Annotated in this window: 19 protein-coding genes; 3 read left to right on the forward strand and 16 right to left on the reverse strand. The window is 65.2% G+C overall.

The window, feature by feature from the left end; genetic code table 11:
- Positions 1 to 17 precede the first annotated feature (17 nt).
- The 3 genes from Q0L25_RS15755 to Q0L25_RS15765 all read right to left on the reverse strand — a co-directional run bounded on the left by Q0L25_RS15755 (position 18) and on the right by Q0L25_RS15765 (position 4,422).
- Positions 18 to 2,246: a polysaccharide biosynthesis tyrosine autokinase gene (locus tag Q0L25_RS15755; protein ID WP_296615938.1), complete on the reverse strand. Its 2,229-nt coding sequence runs from the start codon at positions 2,244 to 2,246 to the stop codon at positions 18 to 20.
- A 9-nt stretch (positions 2,247 to 2,255) separates the two neighbouring features.
- The gene (locus Q0L25_RS15760; RefSeq protein WP_296615939.1) at positions 2,256 to 2,846 is read right to left on the reverse strand and encodes a polysaccharide biosynthesis/export family protein; all 591 of its coding nucleotides are present in this window, start codon (positions 2,844 to 2,846) and stop codon (positions 2,256 to 2,258) included.
- A gap of 103 nt (positions 2,847 to 2,949) precedes the next feature.
- The gene (locus Q0L25_RS15765) at positions 2,950 to 4,422 is read right to left on the reverse strand and encodes an O-antigen ligase family protein (protein WP_296615940.1); all 1,473 of its coding nucleotides are present in this window, start codon (positions 4,420 to 4,422) and stop codon (positions 2,950 to 2,952) included.
- Positions 4,423 to 4,609: 187 nt separating this feature from the next.
- On the opposite strand from Q0L25_RS15765, the gene gmd reads away from it, so the two are divergent.
- The 3 genes from gmd to Q0L25_RS15780 are packed head-to-tail and all read left to right on the forward strand — an operon-like array spanning position 4,610 to position 7,745.
- Complete coding sequence (gene gmd / locus Q0L25_RS15770) at positions 4,610 to 5,674, forward strand: GDP-mannose 4,6-dehydratase (RefSeq protein WP_296615942.1); 1,065 nt, start codon at positions 4,610 to 4,612, stop codon at positions 5,672 to 5,674.
- The gene (locus Q0L25_RS15775) at positions 5,674 to 6,786 is read left to right on the forward strand and encodes a glycosyltransferase family 4 protein (RefSeq protein ID WP_296615944.1); all 1,113 of its coding nucleotides are present in this window, start codon (positions 5,674 to 5,676) and stop codon (positions 6,784 to 6,786) included. Before gmd ends, Q0L25_RS15775 begins: the two co-directional genes overlap by 1 nt.
- The gene (locus Q0L25_RS15780) at positions 6,783 to 7,745 is read left to right on the forward strand and encodes a GDP-mannose 4,6-dehydratase (RefSeq protein ID WP_296615945.1); all 963 of its coding nucleotides are present in this window, start codon (positions 6,783 to 6,785) and stop codon (positions 7,743 to 7,745) included. The genes Q0L25_RS15775 and Q0L25_RS15780 overlap by 4 nt, the downstream gene beginning before the upstream one ends.
- Here the strand turns inward: Q0L25_RS15780 and Q0L25_RS15785 are convergent.
- Genes Q0L25_RS15785 through asnB (Q0L25_RS15845) form a run of 13 tightly spaced genes read right to left on the reverse strand, consistent with a single transcriptional unit; the run spans position 7,723 to position 24,755 of the window.
- A complete protein-coding gene (locus tag Q0L25_RS15785; protein ID WP_296615947.1) occupies positions 7,723 to 8,466 on the reverse strand; it encodes a bifunctional 2-polyprenyl-6-hydroxyphenol methylase/3-demethylubiquinol 3-O-methyltransferase UbiG in 744 nt (247 codons plus the stop codon). The genes Q0L25_RS15780 and Q0L25_RS15785 overlap by 23 nt on opposite strands.
- Positions 8,463 to 9,590: a glycosyltransferase gene (locus Q0L25_RS15790; RefSeq protein WP_296615949.1), complete on the reverse strand. Its 1,128-nt coding sequence runs from the start codon at positions 9,588 to 9,590 to the stop codon at positions 8,463 to 8,465. The genes Q0L25_RS15785 and Q0L25_RS15790 overlap by 4 nt, the downstream gene beginning before the upstream one ends.
- 13 nt (positions 9,591 to 9,603) lie before the next feature.
- Positions 9,604 to 11,520: an asparagine synthase (glutamine-hydrolyzing) gene (gene asnB / locus Q0L25_RS15795; protein ID WP_296615950.1), complete on the reverse strand. Its 1,917-nt coding sequence runs from the start codon at positions 11,518 to 11,520 to the stop codon at positions 9,604 to 9,606.
- 10 nt (positions 11,521 to 11,530) lie between these two features.
- On the reverse strand, positions 11,531 to 12,502 hold the full coding sequence (locus tag Q0L25_RS15800; protein ID WP_296617771.1) for an FkbM family methyltransferase: 972 nt from the start codon (positions 12,500 to 12,502) through the stop codon (positions 11,531 to 11,533).
- Positions 12,502 to 13,845 (reverse strand): oligosaccharide flippase family protein, encoded by a 1,344-nt coding sequence (locus tag Q0L25_RS15805; RefSeq protein WP_296615952.1) that lies wholly within the window; start codon positions 13,843 to 13,845, stop codon positions 12,502 to 12,504. Before Q0L25_RS15805 ends, Q0L25_RS15800 begins: the two co-directional genes overlap by 1 nt.
- Positions 13,846 to 13,863: 18 nt before the next feature.
- On the reverse strand, positions 13,864 to 15,066 hold the full coding sequence (locus Q0L25_RS15810) for a glycosyltransferase family 4 protein (RefSeq protein WP_296615953.1): 1,203 nt from the start codon (positions 15,064 to 15,066) through the stop codon (positions 13,864 to 13,866).
- 8 nt (positions 15,067 to 15,074) lie between these two features.
- The gene (locus tag Q0L25_RS15815; protein ID WP_296615955.1) at positions 15,075 to 15,842 is read right to left on the reverse strand and encodes an FkbM family methyltransferase; all 768 of its coding nucleotides are present in this window, start codon (positions 15,840 to 15,842) and stop codon (positions 15,075 to 15,077) included.
- Positions 15,839 to 17,011: a glycosyltransferase gene (locus Q0L25_RS15820; RefSeq protein WP_296615956.1), complete on the reverse strand. Its 1,173-nt coding sequence runs from the start codon at positions 17,009 to 17,011 to the stop codon at positions 15,839 to 15,841. Before Q0L25_RS15820 ends, Q0L25_RS15815 begins: the two co-directional genes overlap by 4 nt.
- Complete coding sequence (locus Q0L25_RS15825; protein WP_296615958.1) at positions 16,999 to 17,925, reverse strand: glycosyltransferase family 2 protein; 927 nt, start codon at positions 17,923 to 17,925, stop codon at positions 16,999 to 17,001. The genes Q0L25_RS15820 and Q0L25_RS15825 overlap by 13 nt, the downstream gene beginning before the upstream one ends.
- Before the next feature lie 8 nt (positions 17,926 to 17,933).
- A complete protein-coding gene (locus Q0L25_RS15830) occupies positions 17,934 to 20,030 on the reverse strand; it encodes a bi-domain-containing oxidoreductase (protein ID WP_296615960.1) in 2,097 nt (698 codons plus the stop codon).
- The gene (locus Q0L25_RS15835) at positions 20,030 to 21,682 is read right to left on the reverse strand and encodes an alginate lyase family protein (protein ID WP_296615961.1); all 1,653 of its coding nucleotides are present in this window, start codon (positions 21,680 to 21,682) and stop codon (positions 20,030 to 20,032) included. Before Q0L25_RS15835 ends, Q0L25_RS15830 begins: the two co-directional genes overlap by 1 nt.
- Positions 21,679 to 22,896 (reverse strand): glycosyltransferase family 4 protein, encoded by a 1,218-nt coding sequence (locus Q0L25_RS15840; RefSeq protein WP_296615963.1) that lies wholly within the window; start codon positions 22,894 to 22,896, stop codon positions 21,679 to 21,681. The genes Q0L25_RS15835 and Q0L25_RS15840 overlap by 4 nt, the downstream gene beginning before the upstream one ends.
- 41 nt (positions 22,897 to 22,937) lie before the next feature.
- Positions 22,938 to 24,755 (reverse strand): asparagine synthase (glutamine-hydrolyzing), encoded by a 1,818-nt coding sequence (gene asnB, locus Q0L25_RS15845; protein WP_296615965.1) that lies wholly within the window; start codon positions 24,753 to 24,755, stop codon positions 22,938 to 22,940.
- Positions 24,756 to 24,760: the final 5 nt, after the last annotated feature.

The following is a 24,760-nucleotide window of genomic DNA, read 5'->3' on the forward strand; positions in this document are numbered from 1 at the left end:
GCGCCCGCCGTCAGGGCTCAGCCCGTCACGCGCTTCATGAAGCCGATCCGCTTGTCGCCATAATCGTAATTATAGCCATAATCGTAGCCGATCTTCTTGGCGTCGAACTTGGTAAGTACCGCGCCGAGGATATTGGCATGGACGTCGGCAAGGCGGCGCAGCGACACACGCGCGGTACGCGTATGGGTGTTGCGCGCGGCGATCACGAACATCGTCGCTTCGGCATAGCTGGCAATCAGCGGCGCGTCGGCCAGGCCGAGCACCGGCGGGCCATCGACCACGATATGGTCATAACCCTCCTTCAGCAGCCGCTCGAAGGTCTGCGACAGGTTGGAGCCGGCCAGCAGCTCGGCCGGGTTGGGCGGGATCGGACCCGAGCTCATGATCGACAGACGGTCCACGGGCCCCTTGCGGATATAGGTATCGACGTCGGTCGCACCGGCAAGGATATTGGTAAGGCCGCCCGTATTGGCGAAGCCCATTATCTTGTGCACCGAGGGGTTGCGCAAGTCGGCGTCGATCAGGATCGTCTTCTTGCCCAACGATGCGAAATTGCGCGCCACCGCCATCGCCGTGGTCGATTTACCTTCGGACGGCCGCGAGCTCGTCACGAACAGCACGCGGGGCGCACCCTTGCTGGTAGTAAGTCGAAGCGCGGTCTGGAGCGACAGATAGGCTTCGGCAAGTGGCGTCTTGCTGTCCTCGAGCAGGTCGATCGAGACGTCCGAATCGGGCACGCGCGGTACGCTGCCCAACAGCGGCACGCCGAGCTTCCGCTCGAGATCGTGCGGCGCGATGATCGACTCGTCGAGCTGTTCGAGGATGAACGCAACCGCGCCGCCGACCAGCGTGCCGAGCAACAACCCGAGCAGCAGGTTCATCGAGGTGCGCGGCGTTACCGGGCTGCCCGACGGCAGCGCGGTATCGACGATCGACACGTTATTGGTCCCGACGCCGCCGGCGATGCCGATCTCCTTGTAGCGCTGGAGCAGCGCGTCATAGAGCGCCCGGTTGGTGTCGGCATCGCGCTGCAACGTGTTGTACTGGACGGTCCGGCCGCGCAGATCGATCACATTGTTCTTGAGCTTGTCGACCTGTCCCTGGAGTTCGGACTGGCGCTGCGCGGCCGCCAGATAGGCGGCGCGGAGCGAATCGAGCACCACCGCGCCTTGCTTGCCGAGCTGCTTGTCGAGTTCGGTAATCTGCTGGCGAAGGGCGACCATCTGCGGATAGTCCGACCGGAATTGTGCCGACAGACGCTGATATTCGGCCTGCAATTGCGAGCGCTGGCTGCGCAGGGCGGCGACGGTGCCGTCCTGCAAGCTCTCGGGCGCGTTCAGGCCCTGGCTGCGCGCCGCCTGCTGATAGTGCGCCTCGGCTTGGGCACGATCGATCTTGGCGGCGTTGAGCGCGTCATTGAGCGCGCGCAAGTCGGTCGATTCGACCGACGCACCGTTCGACGAATCCTGATCCTTGCTCGTGGTGCCGTTCTCATAATTGATGATCCGCTGCTGCCCGGCATAGGCGACCAGCGCGCGTTCGGACGCCTCCAGCTTCTGACGCGTATTCTCGATCTGCTGCTGCAGGAACTGGCGCGCATAAGCGGTCGCCTGGAACCGGCGATTGAGGTTGGAGGCGATGAAGTTCTTGGCGATCGAATTGACGACGGTCGCCGACAGCGCGGGATCCGGGCTGTCGAAGCTGAGCTGAACCAGGCTCGATCCGCGGACCGGCTCGACCGTCAAATGGCCCATCAGCAACCGTGCTGCGGTCAATTCGCGACGCTTGCGGTCGCCGGCGAGTGCATCGGCCGGCGGCTTCTTGCCGGTATAACCGTAAAGGAAGGTCGGATTGTCGGCGAGACGCAGCGACGCGACCGTCTGCTCGGCCAGCGCGCGGCTGCGCAACAGGCCATATTGCGTCTGGTAGAATTCCTGGCCCGCCGCCGCCTGCCGGGGTTGGGTATCGTCGGTATTGACCACGCGCGCCGCTTCGCGCGCGATCTCCATCGACCCGGTCGAGCGATACAGCTTCACGGTGGTCGCGTTGACGAACACCGCGGCCAGCACGCCCGCGGCGATGATCGCCAACACGATCCAGCGCTGCCGAATCAATATCTGGAGATACTGAGTCAGCGGGCTTTCCGCGTCCTGCTGTTGCAGGAAGTGTTCGAGCGCCAGCCGCGAGTCGGGGCCGCGGTCCGCCGCGGGGCCGCCGAGATCGAGCGGAAGGGTATTGGTTGCCAAGGGAAAGCCTTATCTTGCGATCTGATAGAAGATGCCGAGGACCGGCGCGATGGAGATGATGTCCTTGAAGAGCTGCCGGCCCGGGTTATTGCCGATCACGATGACATCGTTGCCATAGATTTCCGGGTCGGGCGTGCGCGCGCCACGGATATCCTTGATGTTGAACCGCGCGACCATCTTTTGGCCGTTGACCGTCCGAAACACCACCGCTTCGCTCAGTCGCGCGAAATCGGACGGGCCGCCAGAAGCAGCGATCATGCGGAGCAGGGTGGTGCGGCCAACTACGGCATATTGGCCGGGCTTAACCACGCTGCCTTCGACCGTGACCATCGCGCTCACCGCCTCGGTCACGGTGACCGACACCTGCGGGTTGCGGACGTAACGCTGGTCGAGCGCCGCCGCGATCTTGGCCGACAGCGAATTCGGCGTCTCGCCGATCGCCTTGATCTGGCCGATCAGCGGCATGGCGAGATTGCCCGCGCCGTCGACCTGGCCGTTGGTCGTCAAATCCGGCACCCCGAACACGTTGACCGTAAGCTTGTCGAGCGGGCCGATGCGATAATCGGCCTGGTCGCGCGTCATGTCCTCGACCGTCGGCACGGGCAAGGTGGTCTGGGGGCTAGCCGCGGTCGCTACCTCGGGCTTGTAATTCGGGCCGGCGCATGCGCTCAGGCCAGACGCGAGCGCGCACGCTACGATAAGCTTACGAGTAATGTTCGCCTCCCTGCGCCGCGAGTCCGCGGTCGATTGCCCTGTCGGGTACCACATCCTGATTTTGTCCATATACCCCAAAAGCGTCCTCGCCCAAATCGCGGCGCGATCTCGAGCGACTCGCCCCGGCTTCCTCCGGGACGGTCAGGAACGCGGCAAGAAAACCGAATATGCAGGCGATCGTTCCCGTCCGCATCGGATAATCGCCCATGCCATGCGCCAGGATCATCGTCATGAACAGCGCCGCCGTGGCCTGTTGCCGCCGCATGCGCGAGGAATCGTCACCATGATACCAGATGCGGACGACGCGGATCGCGAACCAGACGAGGAACGCCAGGATCAACAGGATACCGACAAGGCCGCCTTCGATCGCGACCTGCAAATAATCCTGATGGGCCTGGTTCCAATAGCCGAAGCTCAACTCACTGGCCCGCTCGTAGCTCTTGTACACCGGCTCGAAGCTGCCGAGACCGGAACCGAAGGGAAAGAAATCGTGCGCTACATGGGCAAACCGGGGCAAAAGGCCGATCCGTTCCTGCGTGCCGTCGTCGATCTGGAATCGATCCGACAAGACACGGCCGCTGAGCACCAGTCCCAAGCCGGCGGCGAGTGCTAACGTCACGACCGCGGAGCCGCCCAGCACATAACCGCGCTTCAGACCGATCCGTTCGAGCGGGAGCATCGCCAGCCCGCCCAGCAGCCCCACCACCGAGAAGATCGCGCCCGCGCGCGAACTTGTTCCGGCGATGCCGAACAGCAGCACGGTGATCGCCAGGCCGCAGATCACCGCGGCCGGCGCGGGGATGCGGCCGCTGACGGTCATCGCATCGGCCAACCATGCAAGCGCGATGACGATCGCGCCGGCCAGGAAAAGCGCCAGATGATTGGCGTTGGAAAAGAAGCCCACGCTCGAATCGTCGTTGGTCACGTGATAGAAATAGAGCGGGCTATCGGCTCCCATCGTCAGCTGGATGAGCCCTAGCGTTGCGCTGGCGAGCGCGAACAGCAGCACCGCCCGCAATACCACGACGCGACCCGCGTAATCGAGATGCTTGCCGAGTAGCCAGGCTGCCAGCGGCACGACCAGTGCCAGCAGGAAATCGAGTGTACGGCTGGGTGACAGGCTGATCGGCAGCCAGGGCTTGTCGCCCAGCGCCGTATAGACATGCTGCGCGAGGCCGCGACCGGGCAGCGCGGTCCAGACCGACCATGGAAGCGGGATGAGCTGAACGAGCGGCAGCGCGAACAGCACTGCCCAGAAGAATAATGCTCCACGTTCGACGCGGAGCGGCGAACGGTTGCGCGGCCAGAACAAATAGACGATCGCCATCAGCGCAGCGAGCCGGGGCAGCATCGTCGTCCCGACCTCATAGCGCGTCGCCCCGCCGAACAGGACGGCAACGCTGAGCAGCGCGAGCGCCGCGTAGAGCGTCTGCGGCCGGTTGGTGCTGAACGGATTGGGCAAACTTCCTCCGGCTCGGTCGGTCTGTCGTTGCCGCGGCGACGCCCGCGAAGCCGAGGCCCTAGCGACTGCTACGCGCGCTGCCAAGCTTGATGCCTCGCCCGTCTGGGGGTTGCTTTTGATCGTGCGCTGGTTACCCGGGCTCCCGACCCGTCCGTCGGCGGCGTCGGCGTAGAAGAGGGACCAGGAGTTGAACGGCAAAAAGGCGATCATCACCGGGATCACCGGCCAGGACGGCGCGTATCTGGCCGAGCTGCTGCTCGCCAAGGGATATGAGGTGCACGGCCTGCGGCGTCGTGCCTCGTCGTTCAACACGTCGCGGATCGACCATCTCTACGACGATCCGCATGTGGAGGGCGTGCGGCTATTCCTGCATTATTCGGACATGACCGACGCGACCAATATCGGCCGCGTCATCGCCGAAATCCAGCCCGACGAAGTCTACAACCTGGCCGCTCAAAGCCATGTCGCGGTAAGCTTCGAGACTCCCGAATATACTGCCAATGCCGATGGTGTCGGCGTCGCGCGCGTGCTCGAGGCGATCCGCGTCGCCGGGCTGGCGGAAAAGACGCGCTTCTACCAGGCTTCGACCTCGGAGCTGTTCGGCAAGGTGCGTGAGGTGCCGCAGACCGAAAACACGCCTTTCTATCCGCGCAGTCCTTACGCCGTGGCCAAGCTCTATGGCTATTGGATCACGGTCAATTATCGTGAGGCTTATGGCATGCATGCCTCCAACGGCATCCTGTTCAACCATGAGAGCCCGCTACGCGGCGAGACCTTCGTCACGCGCAAGATCACCCGCGCGGTGGCGGCGATCCGTCACGGGCATCAAGATACACTCTATCTCGGCAATCTCGACGCACAGCGCGACTGGGGCCATGCGCGGGATTATGTCGAGGGAATGTGGCGCATTCTGCAGCAGCCAGAAGGCGACGATTACGTGCTCGCTACCGGGGAGACGCACAGCGTACGGAGCTTCGTCGAACGCTCCTTCGCGGTAGCCGGGATCACTTTGGCCTGGGAAGGCGAAGGGATCGACGAAATCGGCCGTTGTACTGAAAGTGGCCGCATATTGGTGCGGATCGATCCGCGCTATTTCCGGCCGACGGAGGTGGATCTGTTGATTGGCGACGCGTCGAAGGCCAAGCGTGTGCTCGGTTGGACTCCAACCACCTCGCTCGATGCGCTGATCACCGAAATGGTCGAGGCGGATCTGCGTCGGGCCGCGGGTCAAAGCAACCGAGGCGGCGCCTGATGGCGGTCGCGCCGCGCGGGCGGCGGGTGTTGATGCTATTGACCGACGCGTGGGGCGGACATGGCGGGATTGCGCTCTACAATCGCGATGTGATCGAGGCGATGTGCCTCGACCCGACCATCGACCAAATAGTCGCACTGCCGCGCGTCGCGAAATTGCCACTGGTCGGCGATTTGCCCACGAAGCTCGATTTCGACCTGTCCGCGCTGGGCGGCTTCGGCTCATATGTCAGGGCGGTAATGCGCGCGATGCGGCGCGGGCGCTACGATCTGGTCTATTGCGCCCACCTCAATCTGCTGCCGCTCGCTCGCGCTGTCGCGACGTTGCTCAGGAAGCCACTGGTACTCGCTATCTACGGCATCGACGCCTGGGAACCGTCGCCGCGGGCATGGTCGCGGCGCCTGGCGCGTTCGGCCGATCACGTCATGTCGATCAGCCAGGTGACGCTCGACCGCTTCCGCTCCTGGGCGCCGTATCCGGACGCGGCAACGACGCTGATGCCCAATGCGATTCACCTCGATGAGTTCGCGTTGGGGCCGAAGAATTCGGAGCTCGAGAGGCGCTACGGTCTCGAGGGGCGCAAGGTGCTGATGACCTTCGGCCGGTTGGCGGGCAGCGAACGCTACAAGGGATTCGACGCGGTGCTGAACGTGCTGCCCGCGATCGTCGCGCAGCGCCCGGACGTCAGTTACGTCATCGCCGGCGACGGCAGTGATCGCGGGCGGCTGGAGGGCAAAGCGCGCGATCTTGGATTGGCCGATCATGTCGTCTTTACCGGAATGGTCCGCGAGGAAGAGAAGGCCGACCATTACCGGCTCGCCGACGTCTATGTCATGCCGAGCCGCGGCGAGGGGTTCGGCTTCGTCCTGCTCGAAGCGATGGCCTGCGGCATCCCGTCGATCGGCAGCACGCGCGACGGCACACGCGAGGCGATGCGTGAGGGGCTACTCGGGCCGATCGTCGATCCGCTCGATCAGCAGGCGGTGGTCGGTGCGGTGATCGCCAGCCTGGAACGGCCGCGCGCCATTCCGGAAGGGCTCGACTATTTCGCTTTCCCGGCCTTTGCGCAGCGGCTCGCGGCGATGACGGGCGTTTTGATGGCGCGAGCATGACCGCGCGGTCGGCGCTGATCTGGGGCGTCGGCGGGCAGGATGGCGCGTATCTGGCGCAGTTGCTGCTCGACAAGGATTATCGGGTGCACGGGACGAGCCGGGGCGGCGCGATACCGGACAATCTTGCCCGCCTGGGCGTGGCGGACAGGGTCATGCTCCACCGGGCCGATCCGTCGGACAGCGCTCGTGTTACCGAGATCGTCGCCGCGGCGGCGCCGGACGAAATCTATTATCTTGCGGGACAAAGCTCGGTGGGACGGTCTTTCGCCGAGCCCCAAGCGACGTTCGCGGGTGCGGCGTTCGGATTGCTCAACGTCCTGGAAGCGGCGCGGCGCGAGGCGCCGGATGCGGCGTTGCTCAACGCGGCCTCGGGCGATTGCTTTGGTGAAACCCTTGAGCCTGCGACCGAACAGTCGCCGTTTCGCCCGCGCAGTCCCTATGCCGCCGCGAAGTGCAGCGCGCATCTGCTGATCGAGGCCAATCGCGTCGCATACCGGCAGCGCGCTTGTTCGGCTTTCCTCTTTGCCCACGAATCGCCGCTCAGGCCCGACAGTTTCGTGATCGGCAAATTGATGGCGGCGGTCCGCCGATTTGCCGCTGGCGAGCGCGCGCCGCTCGAACTCGGCGATTTGAGCGTCGTGCGCGACTGGGGCTGGGCGCCGGATTATGTTGCCGCGATGTGGGCGATGCTCCAGCGCGAAACGCCGGAGGATCTGATCCTCGCCACCGGTACCAGCATGCGGCTCGAGGATTTCGTCGCCGCCGCTTTTGCGGCGATCGGTCTCGACTGGCGCGAGCACGTGACGAGCGTGCCCGGCCTGCGCCGCCCGGCGGACATTGCCGAGCAGCATGCCGATCCGTCGCGTGCTGCCGAGGTGATCGGCTGGCGCGCGAGCCTGGCGGGCGAGGAGCTGGTGAAGCGGCTGGTCGCCGAAGCTATTGCTTCGCCATCCGCGTGAGCATGTCGGCGGTGTAGATGCCGCCCTTGGTCGAGGCCATTTCGACCATCAGTCGGAATTTGATGCTCAACCGGATCATCTGCCACAAGAGATAGCGGATCGTGCTGACGACGCCGTGCGGGCGGGGGCCGCATTCGCGGAAATCGAAGCGCTTGAACCCGCAGAGCAGGCCGATCTGGCGGAACGCCGAGGGGGTGTAGGCGATCTCGTGGGTGATGTCCCAATAGCGCGTCATCGACCCGAACGGCGACCCGGCATTGGGCGTCATCGCGACCAGATAGCCGCTCGGCTTGAGCACGCGTGCGGCTTCTTCGAGAACCGTGGCGAGCGTCTGCTTGTCGATATGCTCGAGGATATTGAGCGCCATGATGCGGTCGACGCTGTTGTCGGCCAGGCCCTTGAGACCAGATACGAGATCGGTGTCGAGAAAGGTCGCGCCCGGCACGCGCTCGCGCGCCAAAGCATTCTCGCTACCCGATAGATTGATACCGGTGGCGCTCGCCGCCCCGCGCGACAGCGCGAACAGACAGCCTTCGCCCATGCCCGAGCCGAGATCGACCATCACTTCCCCAGGCTGCGCGCCCCAGTCGCCGAGCAGACGGCCGAGGGTCGCGACGGCATTGGCTTTCATTTCCTCGGTGAAGGCGGTGCGCGACGAGGTGGTTTCGAAATATTGGTCGATCACGCGTTCCTGCGTGGTCGGCGCGGCGGCGTCGGTCATCCAATCAATCTCCTCATCGCGGCCTCGACCATGGCAGCCTGTTCGGGCCAGGTGAAGAAGCGTTCGGGCATCCGGGGGTCGGGAGAGAAGCTTTCGGCCGATCTCAACGCCGCGACCAGCGCGCCGGGTTCGGTCGGCACGGCAAGCGGGGCGTGCAGCCGTTCCGCCTCGGCGATGCTTTCCGGCAACTCGCCGCCATAGGCGATCACCGGCCGGCGGCAGGCGAGCAATTCGAACAGCTTGTGGTGAAAGGTGCGGCCAAGGAACACGTAGATATTGGCGAGCGCGTGCTGGCACAGTCGCGCCATCTCGTCGGGCGAGACATAGCCGGGAAGAAGGATATCGATGCCGCGGTCGTTCTTCAGCCACTCGCCCTGATTGCCGAGATGGATCAGGCTCAGTGGCGGCTGACCGCTGGTCGCATTGAACTCGGCAAGCGCGCCGAGCACCGCGTCGACCGTTTCGCGATAATAAAGGCTGCCGACCAACGTTACATAGCGTCGTGCGGGTTCGGGAGCGGGATGGGGTTCGAAGAACGCCGCATCGACGCCGCTATAGATTACCTCGGCAGTGTCGCCGAGCCAGCGCCGCGCGGCATCGGCATGGAGCATCGAATTGGCCTGCAGCGCGGCATAGCCCCGCAGTCGCCAGGCGAGCGGCAAGCGCGCGGCTCTGGGCACATAGATGTCCGGATTATCCTTGTCGTCGAAGATCCAGGGAAAATGCTGCTCGCTGGCCAGCGTCCGCAGCGCGGTCACCGCTTCGAGCGAGCCGAACGTCGCCCAGCCGATTTGCGGCCGAAACTCGGCGGCAAGCGCGCGGCCGCGGGCGACGACGCTGCGCTGGAAACCAGTGCGGCGCCCGCCATGGCGTAGCAAATTGGCGAATGTCGCGACCGCGTTACCGCCGGTCGGTGGCGGATCGTCTGCCTCGACGATCAACGGCTGCGACCAGTCGTGCGATGCGATCGGCGACGGTTCTTTCGCCGCCACGCCCGGCAGAGGCGGGCAGATCAGCACGCAACGATGCCCCATCCGCGCGAACTCGTCGGCAAACCGCCCGGCGCGCACGCCCGAGATGTGCGGCGCCGCGGGATGCGTCCCGTTGATCAGCAGGATGTCCATCGGGCGCGTCGCGTCAGGCGGCGAGGCGCTTCGGCTCGATGCCCTGCGTCGCGGGTTTGAGGAAATGCTGTTTCCACATCTCGTGGATGAACGGCTGCCACAAATTCCAGCCGAGCCCGAGATCGCCGCCGCGGATACGGTCGAGCACCTTCAGCCACCATTTCTGGTCCCAGATTTCGGACTGGCGGAACGAGGTGGAGGTCAACGTGTCCTGCATCAGCTCGAGGAATGCAGGCGAGGTGAACCACAGATCCTGCGGCGGACGAAAACCCTGCTTGTTCCAGCGCGTCGCGATCGCTTCGGGCAGGAATTCGCGCAGCCCTTCGCGGATCGGCCGCTTGGTCTGGACGTCGCCCATGATCAATTCGGGCGGCAGCGACAGGACGAATTCGGAAAGACGATGGTCGCAGAACGGCAGACGCACTTCGCGCGAATGCGCCATCGAATTACGGTCGCCATAGCGCAGCAAGGTGGTCAGGAAGCGTTCGAAACTATCCTCGTAGAGCGCATCGCGCAGCGGATCGCCGCTGCCATGGTCGGTGCGCCCGCGTTGTTCGGATACCGCCTCGCTATAGCCGGATTTCAACCCAAAGCGGATGTCGGAGCCGCGATTGAGCATATGCGCGAGCGCGTGGCGCAGCCGTTGCGGGACCGCGGACTTCATCCGCATTGCCCGGTCCATCTGCGCGGCCGGGTAACGCCGCTCGATCTCGGGCAGCTCGCGCGCCAGTCGCGCCGTCTCGCCGCGTGCCTTGAGCGAGCGGATGTAGAAGGCGAAATATTGCTCATACCCGCCCATCAGCTCGTCGGCGCCCTGGCCATCGAGGAGCACCGTCACCTTGTGCTGCTTTGCCAGATGAAACACGCACCATTGCGCGAACTGGCTCGACGATCCGACCGGCAGCTCGTTGTGCCACATGAAGCTGGGCAGGTCGGCGATGAAGCGGTCGACGGTCGGCTCGACGACATGGCTGACTACGCCCGAGGCGTTCACCACCTGCTCGGCGAAATGCCATTCGTCGGCCGGCGTACCCGGGAAGCGCCCGGTGAAGGTGTGATAGACGGCGTCCGGGCCGAGCAGATGGCGGACCGCGCCGACGATCGCCGATGAATCGAGTCCGCCGGACAGGCAGGACCCGACCTCGACGTCGGAGCGCATGCGGATGCGCACCGAATCGACGAACAGGTCGCGGAACTCTGCCATCGCGTCCTTGGGATTCGCGAAGCTGCGCTGGCGCGTCAGGTCGATGTCGAAATAGCGCCAGGTCTTGCTCTCCAACGTGGCGCAATTGACCACCATCGCCTCGCCCGGGAGCAATTGTTCGACCGCGGTAAAGACGGTCTGGCGCTGGCGGTCGGCGCTCGATCCGGGCTGGCAAGTCTCGGTGACGACGCGCAGTTCGTCATGATCGTGCGGCACGCCCGGCAGTGCCAGCAGCGCCTTGTACTCGGAGCCGAAGGCGAAGAAGCGATCGCGCATCGTGTATAGGAACGGCTTTTCGCCATAGCGGTCGCGTGCGCACAGCATCATCCGCTGGCTGCGGTCATAGAGCGCTATCGCGAACATGCCATTGAGCTTCGACAGCACGCCGACGCCCCAGGCGCGATACCCCTCGATGACGACTTCGCTGTCGCTCGCCGACTGGAACGTCACGCCCGCGGCGATCAGCTCGTTTCTCAGCTCGACATAATTGTAGATCTCGCCGTTGAAGATCAGCACGTAGCGGCCATCGATCGAGTGCATCGGTTGGTCGCCGGCATGGCTGAGGTCGATGATCGACAGGCGGCGATGGCCCAACCAGACGTTGTCGCCCGAATCATGCCAGCTATTGTCCCCGTCGGGACCGCGATGGGCGATCAGGTCGAGCGCGGCATGCGCGTGCCCGCGGTCGATCGGGTCCTTCGACACCAGCCCCAGGATACCGCACATGCTTCGTCTCCTATCGCGCCGGCAGTCCGCCGAGCAGCGAGCGACCGAGCGGCACGAGGTCGCGCAGATTGGCGCGGATCGCCTCGGCAGGCGCGGCGCCGCCAAGCGATCCCGACAATGACCTGAGATCGGCCGCCAGGTCCAGTCCCAGCTCGGCGATCGCCGCCTGATGATGCCGCAGGATGGTCGCGGCGAAATCGACATAGCCGAGCGCGGCGGTGAGGATCACCAGCTTGGCGGCCTGGGTCGCGCCGCTTACCCGCCGGAAGTCGCGCACGGCGATCAGATCGCCCTGTGCCAGCACCGGCTTGGAATAAGGAAGGTCGGCCTTGGTCCGATAGGGATGGCCGGCAAGTCGTTTTGCGCGCCAGCGCTGCACCGCGATCAGGTCGAGGATGAGGAAGCCGCGATCGGTCAACAGCTTGGCGACGTCCCAGCCGAGCGGCTGGCCGGTGCGCTGTTCGAGGAACGAGACCTCGACGCGTAGCGCAAGGGTGGTCTCGAGATAGCGCGTGGCATGTTCGAGGATCGCGCCTTCGGCGCCCTCGACGTCGATCTTGATGTAATCGGCGGTCGGCAACGTGCCCTCCGCGAGCAAGCCGTCGAGTGTGCGCGTCTCGACCGCGATCGAGCGGTCGACGCTGTGCTGCTCGGACACGCCGAACCACTCGACCATTTCCTCGTTGTGCGGCAGCAGCGAAGCGCTCTCGGGCGAAGGCGGGATGTGGAGCGTGGCCGTGCCGTCGACCCCGCCGACCGCCGCGGCGATCACGCGCCGGCTCTTCCAGGGCTTGGGGTCGCCGCCTTGCAGCGCGGCCGCCTCGGCGGGTTCGGGCTCGAACCCGATCATCTCGGTCGCCCAGGCGAGCGGCAGCATCGCGGCGTCCAGTCCGCCGCGCGCACCGATATCGACCGCGGCGAATCCCGCGCTTTCGCAGAAGCGCGCCGCGGTCAACGATCGGAACTGGTCCTGGGCACTCATCACTGGGTCGATTCCTGGTTCTTGCGATCGGCCGCCGCCTGAATCGAGACGACGATTGTAATAAGGATCGCCGTTATCACCCAGGCGATGAGCTGGATATAGCCCAGAGCAACCCCGCGCAGCCCGGGAGCGAACCACATCGTCGCACCGACGATGACAAGGGTGTAGGGCACGAAAAGCAGGAACTGCGTCCACATCCGGCCGGTCGCGACGAGATATTGCTGGTGCACGTTGCAATAGACGGTCGGGACCAGGACGATCAGGAACAGCCCGAACAGGAACGTCTGGCCGTGAAAGTCACGGCCGTAGAGCTTCAGGATGAAACTCGAAAACAGGATGACCAGGATCGAGAAGATCAGCGCGATGCCGACGTTGAGGATCATGTTGTAGCGTTGCAACCGCTGCGTCTGGCTATGATCGTCCTGGCCGATATAGCGGCCAAGCATAGGCAATAGCGCACTGGCCAGCGACGCCATCACCACCAGGATCGGCGAGCGCCATTGCAGCCCGGTGTTGATCACCGCCAGGTCGCGCAGGCCATAGGGACTGCGGGTGAGGTAGTAATTGCCGATCCACATGGCGATGCCCTGCGCGAAGGCGAGCATCCCGCTCGGCAGGGAGAATTGCAGGATCACCGATCCCTGGCGAATGGCTTCGCGGAAATTGCTGTGCCCGGCGAGCCGGTTGCTGACCGCCCGCGCCGGGATCGCGACCGCCAGCCAGCGCAGTACGGCATTGCCGGCGAGCACGATCATCACCGGCGTCAGGCCGGGCGTGAGCTTGGCGACGACCACCAGCACGAGCACACCGACGATGGCGGTGGAGAGGCGTGCGATCGCCAAGGTGCGGAAGCGCTCGCTCGCCTGGAGCAGGGTGTCGTTGAGGCCGGCCTGGATCGAGGCCATCAGCAGGATCGCGCCGAGGATCAACGGCCAGGCATAGCCGGGCGCGGCGAACAGCCAATCCGACAAGGGGATCGCGAACAGCAACGCGATGGCCAGCATCAGCCCGGTGGTCGCCGCGGTCAGACGGCGGCCCAGCAAGACGACGGCGCCTGCTCGTTCGGGCTCGCGCGCCTGATAGCGCGAGACGAAATAGATGATCGCATAGGGCAATTGCAGCCCGACCAATGGGGTCAGCAAGCTGATCGTCGAGAACAGCAGCGCGTAGCGGCCGTAATTCTCGATCCCGATCGCGCGCGCGATCATCACCGTCTGGATGAGCGCGGCGGCACGCTCGATCAGCGACGAGGTGAACAGCCAGCCGGCGCCGCGCAGCCAGGCCGCGATCGGGCTGTCGCTCAGCCAGTAGCTCGGACTGACGAGCTTGCGGACAACGCTCATTTCGGGCTCATTTCGGGCTCACCGTGGTCTTGCCAGCGCGGTGTCGATCCCGCGATGGACGCCGGCGACGCTTGCCGAAATATCGAGCTCGTCGAAAATCTCGAGCGAGCGCGTACCCATTGCCGCGCGTCGGGTATCGTCGCCGGCGAGTTCATCGATCAGCACGGCCAGGGCTGCGGTGTCCGCACACGGAAAGACCAGCGCGTTCTCGCCCGGCCGCGCGATATCGGTAGGGCCGGCTGCCCCGACACGGTCGCTGAGCAGCATCGGCAGGCCGATGCACGCGCTTTCCGAACAGATCAGCGGATGCGGGTCGGCCTGGGATGGATGCACCAGCATATCGGCGGCGGCATAAAGCGCGGGCAGCTTGTCGACATTGACGAACCCGGCGAAGCGCGCATCGACCCCGGCCTGGGCGGCACGTGCCTTGGCCGGCTCCATCTGCTCGCCATTGCCGGCGAACAGAGCGGTAACCTTGCGAGAGCCTTTGGTCTGCGCCAGCGCCTCGATCAGATCGACCGGACGTTTGCGACTGGACAGCTTGCCGACGAACAGCGCGACGATCGCGTCGTCGGCGATGTCGTAGGCGCGGCGCGCCTCGGCCCGCAGCGCGGCCCGGTTGGCCTTGGCCGCGCGATAGGTGATTTCGTCGATGGTGAAAGGGCAGCGGAAGATGCGGTCGCGCGGTGCGCCGTAATAGGCATAGAAATCGGCGTTGCGATCGCCGACCGACAGGAAGGCCGAATAGCGTCGGAAGATCTGGCGAACGACGACTTCCTTGACCATCCGCGTCGTCGTCGTGCGCTGGCGCAGCAACTCGCTGTCGCCGATCGTCATCAGCGGTACCTTGTTGCGCCGACACCACCAGATCGCGCGATAGACATTGGCCTGGGCATGACCATAGACCAGGACGACATCGGGATCGAACGCCTTCAGTCGCGGGGCGATCTCGGGTGAATTTGGCGCACGCACGCTCGACTGGCCATTGGCCGGCACCTCGCCCAGGAATTCGTGGCTATAGCCCCCGAGCATGTCCATGTTCCAGCTGATCTCGGACTGCATCTCCTTGTCGAAATAGGATTTCACGCCGATCGGTGCGCCGTAGAGAACGTGGAGTTCGATTCCAGGATCGGCTGCCAGTGCCCGATAAAAGGGGACGAAATGTTGGATCGGGTGCGTGACGACGATCGCGAGTCGTACGGGCGCGGGGCGCGTAGGCATGATCGGGCTCAGGCCGTTTTGGGCTTGAGCACCACGACGGGGCCGTGGCGGTCGATCAGATCGAAGCGGCCGGTCGCCTGGAGCGCGGTGATCAGGTCCTCATAGCTGCCGTTGCCCGGGCTGTCGTGCGTCTCCATCACGATCATCCGCGCGCTCGCAAGCGCGTCGAGATCGTTCTTGAGGATGCGCCACTCGACACCCTCGATGTCACTGACCAGCGCGAAGTCGGTAAGCTCGTGCCGCTCGATCAACTGGCTGAGTGTGCAGGCCGGAACTTCGATCGTCGGCAGCGACCCGGCGTCGGCGGCGACGCGTCCGCTGACCGAGCTTTCGCCGAGCGCGAACGATACTGTCTCGCCCGGATCGTAGCTGATCGCCGCCTCGATCACTTCGACATTGGCATCGCAATGGTTGATCGCCAGGTTGCGGCGCAGTGCCTTGGCCAGGCGCGGGTCAGCTTCGACGATAAACTGGCGGCGGGTGGGGTCGATGCGGCGGCGGATGGTGCAGCTGATCACGCCGAGACTGCCCCCCAGCTCGATCACGTCGCAATCGGTCGGAATATACTGGCGGACGAAGCGGTATTCGCCCGATTCATAGCCCTGGAGCAGCAATGCCGCCTTGATCTTGGGCGTAACCACCGGGCTCGACGTGTCGATCGTCAATCCGCGATGCGGGATGCGGTCGCCAAGCACGCGCGCGGCGATGATGCCGGTCCAGCGATTGGCGAGCAACGGGCCGATGAAGCGCTTGGCGTGAGTGGAGAGGCTGGTCATGCGCGCTTGCCCTTGGGTGAAGCGTGCATACCGGTCAAGGTGAGGAACAGCCGCGCCATGTCCGCTCGAGCGGTCGACCCGGCGACGAAGTGCTCCGCCATTGCTCGCGCGCCGGCGCGCCACTGGGCATAGTCGGCCGGGCCCATCGCGGCGAGGCAGTCGATCGCCGCGGCGAGTGCGACCGGATTGGGGAGCGGGATGTCGAACCCGGCCTTGGCTGCTTCCAGATCCTGCCACGGCGTGCGGTCGCCGATCAGCACCGGCGTGCCGGCGCACAAGGCCTCGAAGATCGCGTGCCCGAAATTCTCCGAGCGCGACGGCATGAACATAAGCTCCTGCCCGGCCATCGCATGTGGCACGGCGTCGTTGGTCAATTCGCCGTCGCGATGTGCGGTGACGTTGGCGGGGAGGGCAGCGATCAGTTCCTCGCAGCGTGCCCAATGCGCGGGATCGCTGACGGGACCATAGATGGTAAAGTGGACCCGCTCGGTCACGAGCGCCAGCGCTTCGAGCGCGACGTCCAGCCCCTTTACCGGCGAGATGCGGCCGAGAAAGGCGAGCCGGAAGAGGTTGCCTGGTTGATAGGGCGGTAGCGGGAAGAGCGGGCGGACATTGGTGATCCGCTCGATCCGATTGTTCGGAAAAAGCTTGCGGGTATCCGCTTCCTCTTCCTCGCTGGTGACGTGAAAGGTCACGTTCCTCGCCAGTCCGAGCAGCCGGACCAGCGCCATGTACAGACCCTTGCGCGCGTTCTTGAGACCCAGCGCGCCCGACGAAAATTCGCCGCGGGGCGAGATTACGACCGGCGTGCGGGGCGCCTTGCCGAAACGGCGGGCGAGCATCGCCGGAATGGTGAACTCGCGATCGAAGAAGCCGTTGACGAACAGCAGGTCGTGGGGAGTTTCGCGAAGGAGGTCGGCGAGCCCTTCGGCACCACGCGGGCTGACGGTGAGGTAATGGATCTTCGCCCAGCCGAGATCGCGCCAATCCTTGTTGGCGACCATCGGCTCGGCAGCGCCGAATGGGCGGTCGCGCGCGACCAGCAAGAAGTCGACTTGGTCCGACAGGCTCTCGCACATCGCCTTGACGCTAAGGTTCGGCCCAGCGGACTCATGTCCCGGCCAGAACGCGCCGATCAGAATGATGACCCTGGGTTTCACCGCCGCCATGCGATTCCCGTCTCGGCGATGCCGTAACGCTCGGCGAGATAGCGCGGGAAATCCTCGATCGAATTGGCCGCGATCCAGGTCCGTGCTTCGTCGATCTTGGCGTCCATCAGCACGAAGAACCAGAATCCATGGAGAAAGTGCCAGACGAAACCGAGCCGGCCGTCGAGGAAGCCGCCCAGCAGGAAATAGCGCCGAAGGTAATAAAGAACCGCGCGCAGATAGAGCGGGGCGCCGCCATAGAGCTTGCGTAGCCCACGGCGCTTCCTGGCCGAAGCGGTGAGTTCGCCGTCTGCTTCCTCGCCGATCAATCCGTGCTCGCGCGCAATGAAGTCGATCATCTGGCGCGTCGCATAGCCATTATGCTTGTCGGTCCACCATCCGATGTCCTTCAGGCTGGCATCGACCAGGTCGCCTCCGGTCAATCGCTCGGCGCGCCCTCGTGTGATCAGCAGCCGCTCGTCCATCCAGCGCTGCTCCATCCGCCCGGCATCGGGGCGCCATAGCCGCGTCAGCCAGGTCCGGTAATAGCCGCCCCAGCGGATGAACTTGCCCTTGAACAAAACCTTCAACTTGACGTCGAGGGCGGTAACGTCGGCGGGGAGAACAGGGAGCTTGGCCTTGATCTCGTCGATCAGCCCCGGTTCGAGATATTCGTCGCAATCGATGCGGATGATCCAGTCGCTGGCGATCGGGATCGTGTCGAGCGCCCATTGCAGCTGCGCCGCCTGGTTGGTGAAGGCGTGCTGGTGCACCTCGGCGCCGAGCTCGCGCGCGATTTCCACCGTGCGGTCGGTTGAGAAACTGTCGACCACGATCGTCCGCTTGACGAGCGGCGCGATCCGCTCGAGGCAACGGCGGATATGCACCTCCTCGTTGAACGAGAGGATGATCGCGGTGGTCGAGGGCGCGGTCACGCGGGCCTTCAGTCCGCGCCGGCCATGTCCAGCGTCGCGGCGCTGACCGCGATCAGTTCGTCGAGCGGTATCGGCGGAGGAGCGCCCTCGCGCGCCGCGGCATAGAACGCCTTGACCAGTCCGGTCTGGCCTTTGTCCTGCGCGGAGGCCGATTTGGTGGTGGTCTTGCCGCCGCGCGTGATGTGAAGCTTGCGGAAATCGTCGAGCCGGATGACGAGCCCGCTGGCGAATATCTCGAGATATTCCTTGGGCAGCGAGGAGTCGCCGAGCGAGGAATAGAGGATCGTGCCCGTCGAGCCATCGGCGAAACGCAGAACCGCGGAGACAGTGTCGCCGATGCCGTCAGGTCTGAACGACTCGATCGAAACCGGCGGTCCGCCGGCCAGGAACGTGAGTGCGTCGACGAAATGGCAAGCCTCGCCAGCAATGCGGCCGCCGCCTTCGCTACCGTGCAGCCAGCTGTCGCCCGGCACATGCCCGGCGTTGATGCGGTAATGCATCGCGATCGGCCCGCCGCGATTGGCGAGCGCCGCCTTGGCTTCGACCATCATCGGCGCGAACCTGCGGTTGAAGCCGACCGTCAGCACGCCGGGAGCGCCGGTGGCGGCCGCCTGCACCTCGGCGAGCTGATCGATAGTCAGCGCCAGCGGCTTTTCGACGAAGACGTGCTTGCCGGCCTTGAGCGCTTCGACCGTCAACCGCGCGTGGCTGTCATGCCGCGTCGCGACGAACACGCAATCGGTGTCGGCGTCGCCCAGCACGGCCCGGGGATCGGTCGCGGCGTGCGCGAAACCCTGGCGTTCGGCGGCATCATGTGCCGACAGACCGGTCGATGTAACCACCGTCGTCAGCCGCTCGTTGCCCGCCTTCTTGAGTGCAGGAAGCAAGACCGATTTGGCGTAATTGCCGAAGCCGATAAAGCCGGTGCCGCGGCCAGTAGCGGCGGAGCCCTTCTTGCCGGCGACCGGGATCGAGCGTTCGATGGGAGTTGGCGTGTCGGCATAGGTGAGAAGGATAGCGAGATAGGGTTCGTCGCCATCCATCAATTTGTAGGCGGCCTCGGCCTGCTCGATCGGGAAGCGATGGGTGACGAGCTTGGACGGCGTGACCCGCCCTTCGGCGACCAGTTCGAGGAACGCCTGCATATTCCGCTGCTCGGTCCAGCGGACATAGGCCAGCGGGTAATCATGGCCTTCCAGCTCATAGGCGGGATCGTGGCGGCCGGGCCCGTAGGACATCGACAGCCTGAGGTCGAGTTCGCGCTTGTAATAGGGCTCGCGGTCGATTTCCATGCCGGTCAGACCGACCATGACGACGCGGCCCTTCATCCGGCTGATCTCGGCGGCCTGGTTGGGCGGTGCGGAGGATTTGCTCGACGCCGTGACGATCACCGCATCGGCGCCGTACCCGTCGGTGAAACCGCGCACCGCATCATCGAGCGCGTCGCTGACAGCGACGTCGGCGCCCATCTCCAGCGCGAGCTTGGCACGCGCCGGATTGGGATCGAATCCCAATACGCGACAGCCATTGGCCTTGAGCAATTGTACGGTGAGCTGGCCGATCAGACCCAGCCCCATGACGACGACACGCTCGCCCAGCGTCGGGTTGGCGACGCGTACACCCTGCAGCGCGATCGCACCGATCGTGACGAAACTCGCCGCCTCGTCGTCGACGCCCGCGGGGATGCGGACCGACAGGTTCTTGGGCACAGCATTATATTCGGCATGATTGGCGACCGCCGCGCCGGCGCAAGCGATCCGGTCGCCGACCGCATAGCGGCCGGCATCGCTGCCCGCCTCGACCACCGTGCCCGCCAGTGAATAGCCGAGCGGGATCGGCGTATCGAGCTTGGCGAATACCTTCTGCACAGTCGGCAGCAAGCCTTCGTTGCGAACCTTTTGCAGCGTCTTCCGGACGAGATCGGGACGCGCCATCGCCTTGCCGGCGAGGCTCGACCGCGCGAGATCGATGATCTGCTTCTCGGTTCCCGCGCTGATCAACGACACGCGCGTCGCGACCAGGTTACGCCCGCCGCCGGCGCGCGGCACAGGCGCGTCGATCAAGCGGAGCACGCCGCTACGATAATTCTGTTCGACCTGTTTCACTAAATCCCCGTTTCGAGCGGTGTTGCGGCGGCGAATTCCAGCGTGGCTTCAAAGCAACCCGGCGGGAGTGTCAAGCACAGCCGCCGTGTCGCCAATTCTACGCCCATGTCGGGCCACCACATAGCGGGTTCGACATGGAGCGGCGCGGACCCTTTGATGGCGATCGACACTTCGCCGCGATGCACAATCGCAAGATCGCCGTGAAGCTCGATGCGGCAATCGGGGTGGAGCAGCAGGCGGGACGTTGCCTGATGCCAATGCGATGCGTCGATCCGGTCGTGGAGAACAATTCCTTCGGCATTCGCCTCCAGCCGGCGGACGACGACCGGCTTCCCCTTGAGGTGGCGATAGCCGTCATGATGACCCTGGAGCAGCATGCCGCCATCGCCGCCTACGAATTGCGACACGCCGACGCGTGGTCGGCGGCCGCAGCGGAAGGCGCCATAGAAATCGGCCGGCTCGGCACCTAGGAGTGCCAGGCAATTATGGTGATGTGCGCTGCGGGCGGCCTGACGGCGTTCTCCGGCGACATATTCGTAGACACCCTGGTCGACTATCAAGCGCTCGCCGCCGATCGACAACTCGATCGATCCGATATCGCCATGCGCGTGCGCCGGAAGGCTGTCGGGGCCGATCCGCCCCATATCGGCGATCAGCGCGAAGCCCGGGGCATGGAGCCCGAAATAGCCGGCATCGCGAAAGCCGAATGCGCCATCGCGTTGCGGGATCGGGCGGCCGGTGACCCGCGAGAACGCGGCGAGGCAAGTGCTCGGAGCATAGGCCATGGTCAGCCCGGCATCGTTGAAGATCGCCGGGCCGCCATCGGGATGCGTCAGCATCGTGACGACCTGCGCCATGCGGGCGAGCACGGGGTCGAGCGCCGGGTCGCCGAGCGCCGAGCGCGTTTCGATCAGATCCGCGAAGACCTGGGCATGATAGGAGGATGACCGCTCATAATGCATCCCGTCCGGCAAGATCTGGCGCGGGATTTCCCGCGTGAGCAGCCCGATAGCGCGGTCCCGCAGCTTCTGGCCGAACGGACCGGCGAAGAACGCACCGCCCCAGGCCAGCGCCTTGATATTCTTGATTAGGTGATTGCCGCCGAGATCGAGTTCCAGGTTGCGCAGCAGGAAATCGAGTTGTGCTGCCAGGCTGGAGACGATGCGGCGACCGTCGGGATCGGTGAGGTCGAGGCCCCAGGCGGTCAGGCGCTGCATCCACACGACCACGCGCAGCGACAAGGCGTAGCTGTTCCAACTGTCGCGCCAGTAGCCGCGTCGCCAAGGCGGGTTGGCGGCGATCCACTGGCGGATCAGCGCGACGCCGGTGTCGCGGTCGAGCTCCTCCAGATACTCCATGTAATGGAGGTTCATGCACCACAATTGGTCGGGATCGGCCTGCCAGTCGATCGCCTCGCCGGTCTCGACCGAGCGGCCGACAAAGGTGAAGCGCCAGCCAGTGGGAAGGCGCTCGATCATTCCGGTGCGCGGTGGGAAGATCGGCTGCGGCGTCGCGGGGGCGGGATAAGCGAGCGCCTCGAGGCGCGGCGGTGCGCGCAGCGACCAGCGGCGCTTCGCCTCGAGCCAGAAGCGCGCGGCGATCTGGCGAGGCGGGACGTGGCGGGCAAAAGCGAGGCTGCGCGCGAGTTTCACCGCCGAAGCGCCTCGAATTCGGCGAGATAGGCGCGCGCCAGCTTCTCGCGGTCGAACTGAGCGCGGACGAACGCCTGGGCCGAAGCGCCGATTCGGCGGCCGAGCGCGCGGTCGTCGGCGAGGCGCAGGATCGCCGCGGCAAGTTCGGCATCATCCTCGGGAGTGATCGCGATGCCCGCGCCGCCCTCTTCCATCAGCGCCTTGGCCTCGCCCTCGACGCCCAGGATCATCGGCACGCCGAGCGCCATCGCTTCGAACATCTTGGACGGGATCACGGTCTTGAACGTGTCGACGCGTTTGAGCAGCACCAGCGCCGCGTCGCTCGCTCCCCAAACCGCAGGCATCGCCGCCTTGGGTAATTGGCCGAGCATGACGATGTTGGTCAGGCCCTTCGCGTCGCGCATTGCCTTGATCGTTTCACGCTCGGCGCCGCCGCCGACCATCAGGAATGCGATGTCGTCGCGATCGCGCAATCGCTCGGCCGCAGCGATCACTACCTGCAGCCCATGCGCCATGCCGTGGGTGCCGATATAGGAGGCGACGAACTTGCCGGTCAGGCCGTTCTCGGCGCGGAAGGCGTCCGCGGCGGCGGGATCGCTGGCGAAGCGCGACAGGTCGACGCCGTTCTTGATCACCGCGATCGGTCCCTTGGGCCGACGTGCGCGGATGTGGGGGACAAATCCGTCGGTGACAGACACGACCAGGTCGGCCTTGCGATAGGCGAACGCCTCGATCTTCTCGATCGCGCGGATCGCGGTACCGCGCTTCATCGCGCCTACGGTGACGATGCTTTCCGGCCAGAGATCGCGGATCTCAAGCACCCAGGGTCGCTTGCCGCGCTTGAGGAACCAGCCTGCGAGCCCGCAGAAGAATTGCGGGCTGGTCGACATCACCACGTCCGCGCGCGGCAAACGCCACATCCAGAACAACAAAGAGAACAGATAGCTGAGGTAATTGGCGATCCGGGGCAGGAAACCTTCGTTCGCCGCCAGATAGGTCCACAGCCGGATCACGCGGATGCCGTCGATCGTCTCTCCCTGCCACAGCCGATTGCGGTAGCCCGGATAGAGCTGTCCGGCGGGATGGTTGGGCGCGCAGGTGACGACGGTCACCTCATGCCCCGCCTCGTGCCAGACGCGCGCATGTTCGGACAGGCGCGACGCGGGCGCGTTCACCTCGGGCGGGTAATAATGAGAGAGCGCGAGAATTCTCACAGGCCGATCGCCTAGCCGTTCGCGGACATCAGCGCCATCGCTCAGGCGGTCGCCAGCGCGTCGACCGATCCCGCGTAGCGAGCTTCGACCACATGCGCCCAGCGACGCGAGGTGCGCCGATCCTCATGGTGTTCGACATCGCCGCGCAGCCAATCGCCCACCGGAATGCCGAAGCCGGTCTTGGGGCGCGCGACGACGTCGGCCGGGACCGGAATGACGGGCGCGTTGGCGAGCAGGACCTTGCCTTCGCCCGGCTGGAGCGACGCGATGCGCGGCGCGATTGCCTCAAGCAGTGTAAAATCGACCAGCGGCACGCGTATTTCGACCGAGTGCGCCATGCTTGCCCAATCGGTGTCGCGCAGCAATTGGTTGCGCATGTAGTTGCACGTTTCTAGCGCGCTCACCCGGCCGTTGTCCGATCCCGGATCGGGAACAAGGCTGTCGGTGAACAGGCCGAGCAGATCGAGTTCGGCCAAGCCTTCGCGTGCCATGGCCGGATCCATCGCGCCATCGAGTTCGAAGGGAAGCAGCACCGCGCGGCGCAACAGATAAGCGCCTGCCCAGGTTCCCGCATGGTCCAGCACGCCAAGCACCTTTGGGTTGCGGCGAGCAAGTCGCGGCAGGAGGGCGCGGATCAGCATCCTGGCGACCTTTGCCGCGCCGGGCATCTTGGTCAGTGGTCCGGCCCGATGAAACATTCGAGGGACCGATCGGAAGGTCGAATAGCCCGCGAGCAGTTCGTCGCCGCCCAATCCCGACAAGGCGACCTTCAACCCCATATCGCGGCATGCCTTGCTGACGAACCAGGTATTGACGCCGTCGACGCTCGGTTGGTCCATTGCATCGAAGATTGAATCCAGATCCTCGGCGAATTCGGCGGCGGCGACGGATCGGACGTGGTGATCGACGCCATAACGTCGCGCCATCTCGATCGCGCCCGGCATTTCGTCGTCTGCGGTTCCGGCGAACTCGCGATAGGTGAGGGTGCAGGCGCGGATGCGTTGCTGGCCGCAATCGCGCATCAGCCCGATCAGCGCGCCTGAATCGACTCCGCCCGACAGGAAGGCGCCGATTTCCACATCGGAGACGAGATGATGGCGCACGCTGTCGCGCAACGCCGCGCGAACATCGCCGTCGCCGACCATCCGCCCACGCGCATGGGCGAGGGTGGCGGCGACATTGGCGTAGCTGGCGGGCGTGCCCGGTCCCTCTTCCGTGCACATCAACCAGTGTCCCGCAGGGAGTGCGCGGATGCATCGATAAGCGGTGAACGGTTCGGGCACCGAGCCGGTAAGGTGGAAGCCCGCCAGGCCCGCCGGGGAAGGGTCGCGAGAGATAGCGGGATCGACCAGCAGCGCCTTTACTTGCGATGCGAACCGCAACGTCCCGCCGCTGTCGGCATAATAAAGCGGTTTGATGCCGAGCGGATCGCGCGCCAGGAACATCGTCCGGGCATGGGCATCCCAGATCGCGAGCGCGAACATCCCGCGCAGCTTTCCCAGCATGCCCGCACCGTATCGGGCGTAGAGGTGGAGCACGACCTCGGTATCGGAATCGCCGACGAACGTCGTGCCTTGCTCGGTCAACTCGTCCCGGAGAGCGCGGTAATTATAGATCTCGCCATTATAGGCGATGGTGTACCGACCATCGGGCGTCGGCATCGGCTGCGCGCCGGTCTCGCTGAGATCGATGATCGACAATCGACGATGGCCGAAGCCGGCGCGGCCATCGGGCGCGATCCAAAGGCCGACTCCGTCGGGGCCGCGGGGCGCCATCCGGTCGCGCATCGCGACCAGTGTGGCGCGGCCGATCGGCGCGCCGTGCGCGGCATGGGCAAAGAAACCGGCCAAGCCGCACATGACAG

Source organism: Sphingomonas sp., assembly GCF_024508665.1.
Classification (GTDB): domain Bacteria; phylum Pseudomonadota; class Alphaproteobacteria; order Sphingomonadales; family Sphingomonadaceae; genus Sphingomonas.